Source organism: Streptomyces sp. NPDC086554 (assembly GCF_040686095.1).
Taxonomy (GTDB): Bacteria; Actinomycetota; Actinomycetes; order Streptomycetales; family Streptomycetaceae; genus Streptomyces.
In genome coordinates this window covers 44,179-58,996 of the sequence record NZ_JBFBJK010000026.1, presented here as the reverse complement: position 1 = coordinate 58,996, position 14,818 = coordinate 44,179, and the positions used below count along the sequence as shown (strand labels likewise).

The window sequence follows — 14,818 nt, the reverse complement described above, 5'->3', positions numbered from 1 at the left end:
GTATGGAGTGCTGCCGACCGGACGTCAATCGCCTTGACCGGGCGGGCATTTGTTCGCCTGTGCGCCTCTTACACCCTCACGGCCCTGGGGTTAACGTCCGCACATGACCCCCACACTGCAGCAGCTGCGCTACCTCGTAGCCGTCGCGGACTGCCGCTCCATCACCGCCGCGGCGTGCTCCGTCTACATCGCCCAGCCCGCGCTCTCCCGCTCCATCCAGTCCCTGGAACGTGATCTGGGCGTGGAGCTCCTGGACCGCAGGGGCAGGGGCGCGACTCTCACCCCCGAAGGCACACGCGCGGTACGCCTGGCCCGCACCGTCCTGGACGCCGTGGAGGCGATCGAGGACATCGGTCCGGCGCACGGCAGCAGTTCGCCGGCCACGCTGATCGTGGCCGCGACCCCGACCCTCTCCCTCGACCTCGCCGCCGACCTCGTGCCCTCCTTCACCGAACGTCACCCCGGCATCGACGTGCGGCTGCTCCAGCACGACAGCCGTGAGGCACTCGTACGGGCCCTGACCGACGGTGCTGCGGAGCTGGGCCTTGTCGATCTGCCCGTCGACAAGGATCTGTCCACACACCACCTCCAGGACCGCGAGGTCGTACTGATCTCCCCGCCCGGCTCCGGACTCCCCGACCCGATGCCGTTCCGGATGCTTGGCGGCCTGCGGATGGTGCTGCCGACCCCCGGCACCGGCCGGCGCACGGAGCTTGAGGCGATGTTCGGCCGCGTCGGGGTGCGTCCGGTGGCTGTGGTGGAGGCGGACGAGCGGCTGGCCTGGGTGACCAGCGTGACGGACGGGCGCGGCTCGCTGATCTGGTACCGGGACATGGTGTTACGGGCCTTCGGCCATCGCGTGGAGGTCCGCTCCTTCACCCCGCCGCTGCTGCGCGCCGTCGGCATCGTCCACCCGCGCGGCCCGCTCAGCCGCTCCGCCCGCGCCTTCCTCTCCCACACCAAGCACAACGCACCCGTGCGGGAACCGGCGAGGTGAGGAGTCGAGGCGAGGAGGTGGGCCACCATGCCCGCCGGGCATCGGCCCATGCCCAACAGGTGTGCGAAGCGCGCTTGGACCCTTCACCGCCCGCCGTCACATTGTGCTCATGCCCCGACACCTGATTCGTACGGCCATGGGCGCGGTGCTCATCACCACCGCCGCCCTCTTCGCGGCCCCGCCGACCCCGGCCGCTGCCGCGCCGTCCGCCGCGCCGGAGCGCGCGTGCTCCCTGCCCCCGGGCCTCGCCGAGCTCAGCGGCCTGGCCATGAGCGCCAGACACCCGGGCGTCTTCTACGCCGTCAATGACAGCGGCAACACCACTCAGGTCTTCGCCGTCGACTGCAGTGGCGCCACCGGCGTCCTGAAGGCGACGTACAGCCTCAGCGGCGCGACCAACACCGACTGGGAGGGGCTGGCCGTCGGAAAGGACGCGCAGGGCCGCCCCGTGATCCAGGTCGGCGACATCGGCGACAATTTCAGCGGCCGCGCCGAGCTCACCGTCTACAGCTTCCCCGAGCCCGACCAGCTCGCGAATGCCACGGTGACGCCCACCGCCTTGCGCTTCGCCTACTCCGACGGCAGACACGACGCCGAGTCGCTCCTCGCCGATCCGACGACCGGTCAGCTGTACGTCGCCAGCAAGCTGATCGGAGCCGCCGGTCAGCTCTACAAGGCCCCGCTGCCACCCCAGCCCGGCCAGGTGAACACGCTCGCCCCGGTCCGTCCGGGGCCGGTCTTCACCACGGACGGCGCCTTCTCCCCCACCGGCAAGTCCTACGCACTGCGCAGCGGCGGCCCACTGGGTGCCAACACGGCGTACATCTACGACGCCACCGGCACGAAGCTCGCCGAGGTAGCGCTGCCCTCGCAGCCGCAGGGCGAGACCCTCACGTACGCCAACTGCTCGACGCTGCTGGTCGGTTCGGAGAACGACACCCAACTGTGGCGCGTCCCGCTGCCGCCGGAAGCCGCACCGGGCTGCGGCGGCACCACTCCCCCGCCGGGCGGGGACCTGAAGGTGCCCAACCCCGGTACGCAGACCTGCAAGTTCAACCAGAGCTGCACGATCCAGATCACCGCCACCGGCGGCAAACCACCCGTCAGCTATAGCGCTTCCGGGCTGCCCTTCGGCCTGAGCATCGACACCGCCACCGGCCGGATCACCGGCAAGCCCTGGCAGACCGGCACACTCCAGATAACCGCCAGGGCAACGGACTCCACAACAGCCTCCGCCACCACCGCGTTCCCCCTCACCATCAACTGGTTCTAGCGCCGCCGAGCCGGTCCGCCTCCCGGCCGCCGCCGCGAGAACGGCGTCGAGCAGGCCGAGCAGGGCCAGGACGGTGCGGGGCTTCGGCCTGGGCCTGGACTACGCACTCCTGTTTGGCCTGAGATGACCGCCAGACCCCGCGGAGAGCGGGCCAACGGCCCTACACAAGCAGCGCAGGATAGCCGTTGATCGTCGGGTTCACCCTTGGCGGACGTCGACCCGGGACGGCCCCTCCGGCGCCCGGGCAGGCGCGGCCACGGATCACTTCGAAGCACGGGGGACCCTCAGCATGACGGGCGGAGGGGCGCGAAGCCCAAGCAACGTCCATAACCGCAAGTAACGTACCCATCCGCGCAGGTTCAGGGGCACCGGCGGCGGTTCGGGGCGGGCAAGCGGACGCCTGTACAGCCGTGGACTTCGCCGAAGCGGGTGCCCTCCATCCAGTCCTTGCGTGCCACTTCGATTTCCTGCTGGGAACGGCCCACGAAGTTCCCTTGAACAGCAGGACACGGCTCACGATCTCGGCTTCGTGAGCAGGTTCGGGGCTGCCAGTGCGTTCGGCGATGAGGCCGGCGAGACAGCGGCCGGTGTAGCAAGCGCCCACGTCGAAGCCGCCTCAAGTCGGTTGCCTGGAGGATCTGTTCCACTCCAGGCCCCGCTGATCCCTGCCCGGGCGACGCACACAAGCTGGACAACACCGCGTCGTGCCGCTGTCCGATGCCTGGAATCCCTGCGCTTCGTCGCGGCTGGCAGACCAGCGGGACGCTATGCGAACGAACTCGGTGATCCGCGACCCCTGCAGGCGGTGTACCCCTCGTTCTCCGGTGACCGGTTCACCTACGTCGCAGACCGTGCAGCGAAGAAGATGCGCTGGCCGGTACGGATCCTCCCGGTGCACCGACTCCTGGCCGACGGAGTCGAGTTGAGGCTGGTGGCGGTGCCTTTCGAGGGCACGGGAAAGCAGGGGGGCTGATGCGGTGAACGCGACAGGGGCGGCGTCCGTTTCGGACGCCGCCCCTTACGTGACTGACCGCGGGTTACTTGACGTTGACGCCGGTCCAGGCAGCGGCCACGCGCTTGTACTCGGTGGAATTTGCGCCGTACAGGTCCTTCGCGGCGCGCAGCGTGCCCTTGCGGGCCGCCTTGTAGTCGGTGGTCGACGTGAAGTACGTCGTCAAGGCCTTGAACCAGATCTTCTCGGCCTTGCCGCGCCCGATGCCCAGCACCTTGGAGCCGTCGGCGGTCGGCGAGTCGTACTGGACGCCGTTGATCCGCTTCTTGCCGCTGCCCTCGGACAGCAGGTAGAAGAAGTGGTTGGCGATGCCCGAGGAGTAGTGGACGTCGACGTTGCCGGCGTTCGCGTTCCACTTGTCCAGGGAGCCGCCGTCCTTGCTCGGCTTGTCCATGTAACGCAGCGGGGTGCCGTCGCCGTTGATGTCGATCTTCTCGCCGATGAGGTAGTCGCCGACGTCCTTGGGGTTCTTGGCCTTGAACTCCACGGCAGTGGCGAAGATGTCGGAGGTGGCCTCGTTCAGACCGCCGGACTCGCCGCTGTACTCCATGTTGCCGGTCGCCGAGGTGACACCGTGCGTCATCTCGTGGGCCGCGACATCGATCGAGGTGAGGGGCTTCTTGTTGCCCTCGCCGTCGCCGTACGTCATGCAGAAGCAGCTGTCGTCCCAGAAGGCGTTGACGTAGTTGTTGCTGAAGTGGACCCGCGAGCTCGCGCCCTTGCCGTCACCGTTGATGCCGCTGCGGCCGTGCACCGACTTGTAGTAGTCCCAGGTGAGCTGGGCGCCGTAGGCGGCGTCGACGGCGGCGGTCTGCGCGCTCGAAGGCTTGCCGTTGCCCCAGACGTCGTTGGCGTCCTTGAAGAGCTTGCCGGCGCCGCTCTCCGCGTGCTTCAGGTCGAAGGTGCGGTGGCCGCCGCGGGCCTTGTCGGTCAGCTCATAGCCGCTCGTGCCCTTCTTGGAGCCGACCGTGACCTTGCCGCTGTACTGGCTGTTGCCGGTGCCGTTCTCGATGGCCTGGTACTGGTACAGCTTCTTCCCGCTCGCGGCGTCCGTGATGATGTGGAGCCTGCTGGGCGTGCCGTCCTTCTGCGTGCCGGTGACGACCGTTTCGTACGCGAGGACGGGCTTGCCGGTGGCGGCCCAGATCACCTTGCGCGGGGACTGCGCGTCGGCCTTGGCGGTCTTCGCCTTGGCGGCGGTGGACTCGGCGGACTTGGCGACGGAGCCCTCGGTGAGCTTCGCGTCGGTGGAAGCGACCTTCACGGAGGCCTCGGTGGCCTTGGTGACGCTCTTCACCTCGCCGCTCTCGGCGGTGTGCACCACGAGGTCGCCGCCGAGGACGGGCAGGCCGTCGTAGGTGCGCTCATAGCGGGTGTGGGTGGTGCCGTCGGCGTCCCTGACGACGTCGCGGACGACGAGCTTCTCCTTGGCGCCGAGGCCGATCCGCTCGGCGGTCGCCGATCTCTCGACGCTCGCGTCCTGGAGGAGGTCCGCGCGGGCCGACACCGAGAGGGTGATGGGTGAGCCGGACGGCTCGGTGTCCTTGTCCGGCTGGGCGGAGGCGCCGGTGGTCAGTCCGGCGGTGAGCAGCGCTCCGGCGGCGACGGCGGTGGCGATCGCGAGCGTCGAACGCTTACGGGATATATCAGAGGTCACGCGGGCTCCATCTGTGGGGGCCCGGGAGGCATGGAGGGCCGCCCGGAGCAGAAAAAGACGCGATGCGGGCGTGCAGCGTGTTGCTGTACGTGCAGCGTGTTGCGGGGAAGGGTGTCATTTCAACCAGGTACATGTCAGCATTTTGGCTGGATGTTGGCCGGATATGGTCCGTTGAGCGATGGTCGACATACGCAATGCGAACAGATCGTGAACGCGGTCGGCATCGGCAACGCGCATGCCACGCCGAAGAGTTGATTACCCGCGGCGGCGATGTACCTCGGTGAAGGCGGAGCCTCTGTGCAGGGTGAGGCTTACGGGTAGGTCACGTCTCGACTGTTGATGTAGCCCGTGTCCTGCGCGGTCCTGTCCTGCACCTTCAGCTTCCAGGTGCCATTGGCGGCTTCGGACGAGGTGTTGACCGTGTAGGTCTCCTTGACGTTGTCCGCGGAGTCCGAACTGCCGGTCGGCTTCAGCGGTTAGACCGTGCCGTCGGGGGCCCCAGGTCGACCTGGAGGTCACCGCGCCAGGTGTGCACGATGTCGACGCCGGCCTTGAGGACGCTCGGCGCGTTGCCGGTGCGGCCCGTGTCGTTGACCGCCGAGGCGACCGCGGCGCTGGCGTCCAGAATGGCGAGGTCCGCGGCAACCTCGAAGGTCTTGCCGCCGGGCTCCTCCCCGCCGGGGCGGGCACCGACGTTCACGGCGGCCCAGGCGTGCGAGACCGCCTTGCCTTCGGTGCTGGGCGTTCCGTACAGCTCACCGGCCAACGCGAGCGTCCCGGTGCGGGCCGCCGCGTAGTGGTCGTGGTGGTGAACTTCGTGGTGAACGCCTTGAATTAGATCAGCAACGCCTTGTCCCTACCGATGCCGGTGCTTTCAAGGGAGGCTCCTTGCGGAGAGCCCGCTTGTCATGCACCAGGGCAGTCACGCTTCCGGTCTGGGCCGTACAGGATCTCCTCAACCTCCTCCAGCCTCGTGACGAAGCGACAGCGGCCCCGGAGCTGTGGTGAGTGAGCCAGCGGACATGTGCGCCGACCCGTTGCCGCCAGACCATTTCCTGGTCGCGACCGCCGCCGCAACACAGATCATTCTGAGGATCGTCGGAGCTGGATGCTCGTACAACGTGTCAACAGCCCTCTATCAATAAGGTCGTCCCAAAACACCAGGACGGTGGGGCTACTTGCCACGGGAACGGCACCGGCCTGCGTCTGCGGGATCCCCGGTCCGGAGTGCCGATGGGCTCCTGCATGTGAGGGGGCTCGGTGGGCACGCACGACTCCGCTGGTCACATGGGCAGTGACACTGCAATCGCCGGTAGCGGTCCACACCTGCCGTTGCCGATGAAGGCGTCGCTGCATTCCAGGGACCCGGGTCGTCTGCCTAACGATCGGTGCCCCTGACGCCGCTGGTTGGACGTGGAGCCAAACAGCCGTCCCGGGGCCACACCCGACGGTCGCACGCTGCTCATGTGCAGCACGGCGGCTCGCCCGATAGCCAGCCCGGTCTCGATCATTCCCAGAACCTCCCAGCCCATCCCATGACTGACCGGACCAAGATCCGGACCATTTTCGGATCAGCCCAGGCAAAGTATCCGCACCAACTACCGTTTCCGCTGGTCAGCATGGGTGCAACTGGTGTACCACCAGCAGACGAAGAACGTTCTGGTTTCATACAGCCCAAAGAAACTTGGGTTCTTCTAGAGACTCAAGTCGGCTGCCTGGAGGCACCGTTACGCTCTAAGAGTTGTCCCGTAACTGCTGGTCACAGATGAGATGATCTTGATGTGGCTGGTGTGATCACGGCGTCGGAGCCGTCCTGGATAGCCCCGTTCACCGGGCTGAGCCCGCGTCAGTTCAACAAGTTGATCAGCGCGTTGCGGCGCGAGGGCGCGGACCCGGTCCGCAAGGGCCGGCCGTGGAGCCTGCCGCTGGAGGACCGGGTCCTGCTGGTCGCCGCGTACTGGCGCACCAACCTCACCCTGCGCCAGCTCGCCCCGCTGTTCGGGGTGTCGAAGTCGGCCGCCGACCGCATCATCGGCCACTTCGGGCCGTTACTCGCGCTCCAGCCCCGCAAGCGATTCCGCAAGGACACCGTGCTGATCGTGGACGGAACCCTGGTGCCCACCCGCGACCACGCCATCGCCGAGCAGTCGAAGAACTACCGGTATTCCACCAACCACCAGGTCGTCATCGACGCCGACACCCGGCTCGTCGTCGCCGTCGGCCGGCCGCTGCCCGGCAACCGCAACGACTGCAAGGCTTGGGAACTGTCCGGCGCCAAGGACGCCGTCGGCAAACCCACGGTGATCGCGGACGGCGGCTACCGCGGCACCGGCCTGGTCATCCCGCACCGCCGCGAACGCGGCCAGACCGAACTCCCGGCCTGAAAGGAGGAGCACAACGCTTCCCACCGCAAGGTCCGCGCCCGCGTCGAGCACGCCTTCGCCCGCATGAAGAGCTGGAAGATCCTGCGCGACTGCCGCCTGAAAGGCGACGGCGTCCACCACGCCATGCTCGGCATCGCCCGCCTGCACAACCTCGTTCTCGCCGGGTGACGGGGAAACGAACAGGACATCCACCACGTCAAAGATCATTTACGGGACATCCCTTAGGGATCAGACTGGGCGGCGCGCGAGGAGGATTCCACCGAGCGTGCTCTCGGCTGAGGTGAGCGTTCTGCGGGTCCCGACGGTGAAGCCGGCGTCGTTGAGCCAGGTGGTCATTTGGGCGAGCCGACGGCGGTGGACGTAGACCTCATCGGATGACCTCCGTAGCCGTGCGTCTTCAGCCGCGACTCGTCGCCGACGTGGAAGCCGAGGAGCAGCGGGCCACCAGGTCGCAGCACTCGCCGGAAGTGTGCAAGCACCATACCGATCTCGTCGTCCGGGATGTGGATCAGCGAGTACCAGGCGACCAGGCCGGCCATCGAGCCATCGGGCAGGTCAAGGTCCGTCATCGAGCCGAGCTCGAACCCCAGGCCGGGATGTTTCCGCCGAGCAGCGTCCAGCATCCCGGGCGACAGGTCGATCCCGAACGCCTCCATGCCCAGTTCCCGCAAGTGGACCGTGATCCTCCCCTACATTGAAGAGGCTTACCTGAACCCGAGAAAGCCACAAAGACTGACTGGTCTCAGTTTTCGCGAAACACTTCAGGTTCAAATATCCAGTTCAATAACTTCACCAAGTGAAAGGAATCGGCACTCACCCGTCTCGAGGTCCACCCTTACCGGAGTACAACCGATAACCATGGCTTCCAACTTCCCCGCGCGAATAAACTCCTCACTATTACACGGAGCGATAAGGCATCCATCCCGAGAAACCACATTCCTCACATCGATGACCAGCGGGACCTCTGACCCGCCATCCATTTCGAGAAATTCTTCGGCCAAGCGAAGCGCCTCAGAGTGGTTAATCATATTTACCTCGTCCTCATGAACTGAAAATTTCGCCATTTCTTAATATGCGATCCGGCGTGGCCGGTTTGACCATCCAGGAAGACCACATCTCCGCCCACATTTGCAATGTTGAAAGCGTGGCCATTTGCACCTCTAATCCCGATCAAAATCCCTCGCGCACCGGGGCCACCTCTAGCTATTTCCTCGACTATCGAACTCAAGTTAGAGGTCTTAAAGCGCTTTCCAGGATAGAACTTCTCTAGCGGAGCTAGCCCGCCAGCCGGAATGAGTCTGGCCGACGCCGGAGCTCCCGACAGTGTCGAGTCCACCGCGAGGGCACAGGCGCGGCAGTTCGTAGGTCCCTTCAGCGGATTGATGAGCTTGACGAGCTCGGGGGTCTCCGGCGTCTTGTAGGACAGTCCTCTAAGCGTGACCCCTCCGCCGCCTGCACCCCAGCGCAGGTTTCCGACTGCCGCAGCCAGGCTCTCGGAACTTGCTGCAGGAACCTTCGGGCCGGGCATAAGGAAGAGCCCGAACTGCCCGATCCCACCGAGACATTGGAACGTTCCGTCTGCGATGTCCCCATGCTGGTAGGAGGTGACACCCCGCCGCATCGGGCCCACACCAGTGAACTCGTCGATGCATCCGCTCCAGCCGGAACGGCCATTTGACTGTGCGTAGTTGGAGCCGCTCTCGCAGGAGTCCACCCACGAGTCTCCGATCTTATCGAAGACCGGGGAGAGCGGAATCCATTCAGTGCCTGGGATGTCTGTGGTCCAGCAGCTCTTGTCGCCACTGCCCGGGATCCACCAGCAGGTGCCAGCGGGGTCGTATCGGTGTGTCGGCCCGTTCCCGGTGTAGGTGTACGAGGAGTCGGCTGGCGCCTCCTGACCAGGCGTGAGCGGGTCCCGGCCGGTGAATCGTCCCTGTGCGGGATCGTACGTTCGCGCCCGCATGTTGTAGCCAAGGGCATCGGCCAGACCAGCGTCTTCGCCACCGACTGGTTCCTTGTACTGGCCGGCGTAGCCGAAGTTGTTGTTCGGCTGGTTGGTGTCAACGCCCGGCCCTCCGGTACCGAAGGCGCTCGTGTAGTCGTATGTCTTGGCCGAGGCACCGGTGGCCGTGGTCAAGTCGGTGATGGAGCCGACGAGGTCGCGGTGGTAGTAGTACGCCGCGTCCGCTCCGGCGACCGTGCGGTGCTCGGATTCGATCTCGTCGTACGGGTTGTACTGGTAGTCGGCGTACAGGGCTCCGGTGGAGGTGTACTCGGCCGCGAGCTGCGGGAGTTCACCGTTGATGTCCCAAGCGAGAGTGACGCCAGTCTTGGTGCGCTTGGTTCGGTTGCCGTCCGCGTCGTAGGTGAAGCCCCATGTCTTGCCGGACGCGGTCATGGTGCTGAGGCGGTTGTTGGCGTCGTAGGCGTAGGTGCGGGCGCCAGCCTTGGTCTGGTTGCCGTCCGCGTCGTAGCCGTAGTCGGTGGTGGTGGAGCCGGTGACCGACTTGGTCAGCTGATCGGCATCGTCGTAGCTGTAGGTGGTGGTGCCTTTGGTGTTTGTGCGGCTCTTCCGGTTTCCGACCTTGTCGTAGGTGTACTTGGTGGTCGAGGCGTCTGTCGGGCAGGTGTCTGCCTTCGTGGGTGACGTGCATTCCGTGTCGAGGCGGCCGGCTTTGTCGTAGGTGTAGTACTGCGATTCGGCGGTGGACTTCCGCTGGGAGTCGATCCGCTTGGGCTGGCCGGCGGGGTCGAGGACGGCGCGCCAGCCTGTCAGCGTGGTGTCGCCCTTGACGCTGGCGATGTCGGTCAGGCGCCCTGCCGCGTCAAAGGAGCGCGTTTCGGTGTAGCCGTTGCTGCCGGGCAGTTGAGTACTCGTGAGTCTGCCGGCCGGGTCGTACTTGTACGTGCTGGTCGCTCCGGCGGTGACGGCCGTCTGGCGATTGCCTTCGTCGTCGTATGTGAACGTCGTGGCACGGCCGTGCGGAAGGGTCCGGTTCGTGAGTTGGCCCGCGTCGTCGTAGCTGTAGGCGAACCCCTTCGCCTGGCCGGGAACCGAGGCGGTCTTGAGGCGGTTGGCCGCGTCGTAGGTGAAGGTCCGGGTACCTGTGCCGTCGGTGACTTCCTTGCGGTTGCCGACGCTGTCGAAGACGGTGGTCACGTCCGGGGTGTCGTCGGAGTAGGTCGTCTTCGTCGGCCGTCCGAGGGCGTCGTGCGTGGTGGTGGAGACGGTGCCGCGCGCGTTGGTGGCCGTCTCCCGGTTGCCGTCTGCGTCGTAGCCATAGCTGACGGAGCGGTTCAGCGGGTCGGTTACTGACTTCAGCCGTTGTGCCGCGTCGTAGTCGTACGTGGTCGTGTGCTGGTTGTCGTCGACGCGTGTCTTGATGTTGCCCGCGGTGTCGTATGTGTATGACGTCGCTCCATCGTCTGGAGCGGTCACGGATTTGATGCGGCCCAGCGAGTTGTACTCGGTCTTGGTTGTCTCGTTGTTCTGGTTGGTGGCGGCGATTTGCTGCCCGAGTGCGTTGTACTCGAACTTCTGCGTGTTCCCGAGCGGATCAGTGGTCTGCTTGAGGTTTCCGGCGACGTCGTACGCGTGCTTGGTGGTGTACTTTGCCGGGTCGGATCCGGCCTCGTTGCCGCGGGCGTCAACCTCAGTCTCTACGCGGCCGTCCTCGTCGTAGGTCCAGGTCAGCTTGTGCCCCAGGGGCGATGTGACGCTGGCGCGGTTGCCGTCGGCGTCGTAGCCGTAGGTGGTGATCTTGCCCAGCGGGTTCTTGACCGTCTTGACGAGGTCGGCCGGCGTGTAGGTGAACGACGTGACCTTCTGCAGCGGGTCGGTCATCTCGCTGACGTTTCCGTTGCTGTCGTACTTGGTCGTGGTGGTCCGCTTGAGGGGGTCGGTGACCAGCGTCGGCCTGTTGAGCGAGTCGTACTCGGTGGTCGTCAACGCGCCTGTGGGACCGACCGTCTTGGTCAGGTTTCCGTTCTTGTCGTAGCCATAAGTCGTGGTGTGCTTCGCCGGATCCGCACCCGCGACGTTGCCTCGCGGGCTCGTCGTCGACGCCAGTCGATCGGCAGCGTCGTAGGCGTATGTGGTCTTGCCGCCGGACGGGTCGGTCACGGACTTGATGTTTCCGACGGCGTCATACTCCGTGAGCGCGACAGCGCCCCCAGGGAAGGTGCTCTCGGTGACGCGGTTGAACTTGTCGTACTTGTAGCTGCTCACGCGCCCCGCGGCGTCGGTGACCTTCGTCTGGTTGCCGTTGTCGTACTCGTAGGTCGTCGTCTTGCTGGCAGGGTGTGACCCTCGCAGGTCAAGGGGCGTTTCGCCGCTTCCCCTGCGGCCTCACGCCCTATCGCGATACTGCCCGGACGTGCACGTATCCGCGGTTCAGGTGCCATGCTCCAGCGGCTCGCGCCCCCTGGGCCGTTGCCGTCGTTCGAGGGCTGCTCCGGTGCGGTGGCGAGCGTGTCCTTGAAGCGGCGGAACGCCCCCGAGCCCTGGATCGCGGTGCGGAGGAAGCGGGCGAGGTCCTGGTCCTGGTCCTGGAGAGCGTGGATGAAGTCCTGCATGTCACGGTAGGCCTCGCGTGATCCTGTGGCCGGGACCGACAGCCAGCGATTGTCGTGCTGCGGTGAGCGCGTCGCCGCACCGCTGCAGTACTTGGGATGAAAGTGCTCTGTGTGGGAGTCGATCTGGTCGATGTGGCGGAGATGCGGCAGGTCCTCGCCCGCCAGCCGCGTTTCGCGGGCCGGGTCTTCACCCCCGCCGAGCGCGCATACTGCGACATCCCCAGGATTCCGCGGAACGCTACGCCGTACGGTTCGCCGCAAAGGAAGCGGTGCTGAAAGCGCTCGGTGTGGGCCTTTCCGGTGCGGCTCTGACGAAAATCGAGGTGGTGCGCGCCCCGTCCGGCAGCCCGGCCCTCCGGCTGACCGGGCGTGCCGCGCCCTCAACGTAGGTCATCTCCACACTGCGAGGGGATCCTCACCTGGCGAGTTCCTCGTCGCCGCGCAGCTGGGCGCGTCGACTCAGCGAATGGACCAGGCCGTAGGCGCGCTTGGCCGCCTCTTGCAGGATGTCGTGGGAGTCTTCGGCGGCGGCGCGTTCCAGACCGAAAGCGAGCGTGAGTTTGTGCACGCGAAACCATGCTTGGTCACCGGCGACGCGAGCGACGGTGACGAAGTGCGTATCGAGGAGGGGGTCGAGGCGGTCTTCCGCCTCGGCCAGGCTGAGATCCTCGAGCGCTGCGACGGCCTGGAGCGGGAACTCGGCGATACCCAGATAGCAGAGCTTGCGCAGGGTGGCCCGCGCCCCAGCGGGGAGCTGGACATAGCTGAGCGCCAGGGTGTCGCGCACGCCGCGTCCGCCGACCTCGAACTCATCGAGGCGGATGCCGTCATGGGCGAGCCGTTCTGCGACCTGGGAGAAGCGCTGGTTCGGCCGGGCGGCCATCCGTGCGCCGAGCGTGTCCAGAGCGAGCATGGAGCCGGCACACATCTGCAGGACCCGCCGCACCTCCTCTGGTTCGGTCCGCACCCGGGAGCGGCCCACATGGGATTCAAGCAAGGAGAGTGACTCACCGGCCGAGATCTGCTGTATGGGGATCCGGTGCGTCGCCTGCGGGAGCCCACACAGGGCGGTGCGGGCCGTGATGAGCACGGCGCACCGCGGTTCCGAGGGAAGCAGCAACTCGACCTGGGTCGCGGCGCTAACGTTGTCAAGGACGATGAGTAGGCGCCTGCCGGCGGTCCACGAGCGGAAGCGGACGGCTCGCTCCTGCGGCGTGCCCGGGATCTCCGCAGCACCGAGACCGAGGTCGCCGAGGAACCGGCCGAGGATCTCATGCGTGGTGGCCGCCCCGGACCCGGCTGCGTGGAAGGCGGCGAAGAGCTGCCCGTCGGGGTAGTCGACGGCTGCCCGGTGCGCCGCCTCCACCGCGATGGTGGACTTCCCGAAGCCCGGCGGTCCTGTCATGACGACAATGGGCGGGCAATCCCGTGGCCCGTTTCCGGCGAGTGCGGCTGCCGTCGCCGCGACGTCTGCCTGCCGCGCGGTGCCCGAGGGGCGGGCGGGGAGCTGGCGAGGGGCGAGTGCCGGGGATGGCCGCGCCTCGGCGGCCGGGGCGAGTGCGGGATCGTGGTTGAGAATCTGTTCGTGGAGTCGCTCCAGCTCGGGGCTCGGAGACAGGCCCATCTCATCGGCCAGGAGAGTACGCAGCCGAGTGAACTCCGCAAGTGCCCGGTCGATTCGGCCCGCCCGGTAGAGCGCGAGCAGCTGCAGGCGGCGGAACCGCTCGGCGAGGGGATCACTCTCCAGGGCGGCCTCGATGACGGGGATGGCCAGGGCCGCCTGCCCCAGCTGCAGCTGGGACTCGACCCAATCCTCCAACGCGCAGCGATGCAGCCCCTCATACCAGTTGATGACGCTGTGGATCCCGGCGACCACCGGGTCGGGAACGGTGAGGTCCCCCCATAACCTCACGGCGCGGCTGAGCGTCCGTTCGCCCTCCCGCCATCGGCCGTCCTGTATCTCAGTGCGCCCTGCATGGCAGCCCTGCTCGAACTCGGCGAGGTCCAGGGCTGCCGTGGCAGAGAGCGTGAGCCGGTAGCCGCCGTTGACGCTGTCGACTGCCGCTGCGCCTGGCTTGAGCGCCTTGCGGATCACGCTGACGTGGGCGCGTAGCTGCGCGCCTGCGCTCCGGGGTGGAGTTCCTTCGTAGATACCGTTGATCAACTGGTCCTTGGGGACGACCTCGCCCCGCCGCAGGGCCAGGATGCGCAGCACGTAGCCCGGCAGTTTGCAGGACAGGTCGAGGCTGCGGTCTGGTCGGTCGATGCGGACGGCCCCCAACACTGCAAGCCGAAGATCCCCCGTCACGTGCAATACCTCCGTCCCCAGTGGTGTTGCTGGGGACAAAGATAGTTGAACTAGCAAGCCAGGACCAGGAGTTGTGGATCAGTACATAGTCGAGCTGGTCGGTGAGCAGGACGACGCCGGTCGGCGCCTGGTGGTGCGCAACGGCCGCCATCTACCCTGCCGCACGCGACTTGGCGTACGCCTCGATAATGGTGCGCTCTTGGTCGAAGAGGTCGCCGGGCAGGCGGCTGACGTCGAAGTAGGAGAGTTCCAGAACCTCGCCGCGATCGGGGCGGACCTCACTCGGCAGGAGTGGCGCCGAATAGACGATCGTGACCTTGAAGATTTCGTCTCCGTTGGGGTACTTGTAGTAGAAATCCTTCCCGGAGAAGATGCCGACCAGTTCCAGCTCGCCAACCTCGATATTGGTCTCCTCGCGGACCTCTCGCCGTGCCGTGTCCGTGATGGTCTCACCAGGCTCCATGTGGCCGCCGGGCAGACTCCACTCACCCGTGTCGGTGCGCCGGGTGAGGAGGATCTTCCCGTCGTCCCTTTCCACGATGACGAGTGCGCCGGGAAGAAGCAGCGGCCTGGTTCCCACCAGGCCGCGCATTTCCTTGATGTAGTCCATGG

The 14,818-nt window shown here is 66.5% G+C and carries 7 protein-coding genes and 4 pseudogenes; 4 read left to right on the top strand and 7 right to left on the bottom strand.

The window, feature by feature from the left end:
• The first annotated feature begins 103 nt into the window (after positions 1-103).
• Complete coding sequence (locus AB0O76_RS34395; RefSeq protein WP_365499571.1) at positions 104-997, top strand: LysR family transcriptional regulator; 894 nt, start codon at positions 104-106, stop codon at positions 995-997.
• Positions 998-1,106: 109 nt separating this feature from the next.
• Complete coding sequence (locus AB0O76_RS34390; protein ID WP_365499568.1) at positions 1,107-2,270, top strand: putative Ig domain-containing protein; 1,164 nt, start codon at positions 1,107-1,109, stop codon at positions 2,268-2,270.
• Positions 2,271-2,650: 380 nt separating this feature from the next.
• Here the strand turns inward: AB0O76_RS34390 and AB0O76_RS34385 are convergent.
• From AB0O76_RS34385 to AB0O76_RS34375, 3 genes and pseudogenes are all read right to left on the bottom strand, one after another.
• Positions 2,651-2,761, bottom strand: a pseudogene (locus AB0O76_RS34385) (pirin family protein); the annotation flags it as partial.
• Between the two features lie 546 nt (positions 2,762-3,307).
• Positions 3,308-4,939: a M4 family metallopeptidase gene (locus AB0O76_RS34380; RefSeq protein WP_365499565.1), complete on the bottom strand. Its 1,632-nt coding sequence runs from the start codon at positions 4,937-4,939 to the stop codon at positions 3,308-3,310.
• Between the two features lie 311 nt (positions 4,940-5,250).
• Positions 5,251-5,809 (bottom strand): annotated as a pseudogene (locus tag AB0O76_RS34375) (proprotein convertase P-domain-containing protein); the annotation flags it as partial.
• Positions 5,810-6,720: 911 nt separating this feature from the next.
• On the opposite strand from AB0O76_RS34375, the pseudogene AB0O76_RS34370 reads away from it, so the two are divergent.
• A pseudogene (locus tag AB0O76_RS34370) lies at positions 6,721-7,491 on the top strand (transposase).
• A gap of 60 nt (positions 7,492-7,551) precedes the next feature.
• Here AB0O76_RS34370 and AB0O76_RS34365 read toward each other — a convergent pair.
• Together AB0O76_RS34365 and AB0O76_RS34360 are read right to left on the bottom strand one after the other, a co-directional pair.
• Positions 7,552-8,012, bottom strand: a pseudogene (locus AB0O76_RS34365) (class I SAM-dependent methyltransferase); the annotation flags it as partial.
• 341 nt (positions 8,013-8,353) lie between these two features.
• A complete protein-coding gene (locus tag AB0O76_RS34360; protein WP_365499709.1) occupies positions 8,354-11,638 on the bottom strand; it encodes a toxin glutamine deamidase domain-containing protein in 3,285 nt (1,094 codons plus the stop codon).
• 277 nt (positions 11,639-11,915) lie between these two features.
• Here AB0O76_RS34360 and AB0O76_RS34355 point away from each other — a divergent pair, with 277 nt between their 5' ends.
• Positions 11,916-12,287, top strand: coding sequence for a 4'-phosphopantetheinyl transferase superfamily protein (locus AB0O76_RS34355; RefSeq protein WP_365499562.1), 372 nt, complete (start codon positions 11,916-11,918; stop codon positions 12,285-12,287).
• 26 nt (positions 12,288-12,313) lie between these two features.
• Here AB0O76_RS34355 and AB0O76_RS34350 read toward each other — a convergent pair whose 3' ends face one another.
• Together AB0O76_RS34350 and AB0O76_RS34345 are read right to left on the bottom strand one after the other, a co-directional pair.
• Positions 12,314-14,206 carry a BTAD domain-containing putative transcriptional regulator gene (locus tag AB0O76_RS34350; protein WP_365499559.1) on the bottom strand — a complete coding sequence of 631 codons (1,893 nt, stop codon included), beginning with the start codon at positions 14,204-14,206 and terminating at the stop codon, positions 12,314-12,316.
• A gap of 151 nt (positions 14,207-14,357) precedes the next feature.
• Entirely contained in the window at positions 14,358-14,816 is a 459-nt protein-coding gene (locus AB0O76_RS34345; RefSeq protein ID WP_365499556.1) for an NUDIX domain-containing protein, read from the bottom strand.
• Positions 14,817-14,818: the final 2 nt, after the last annotated feature.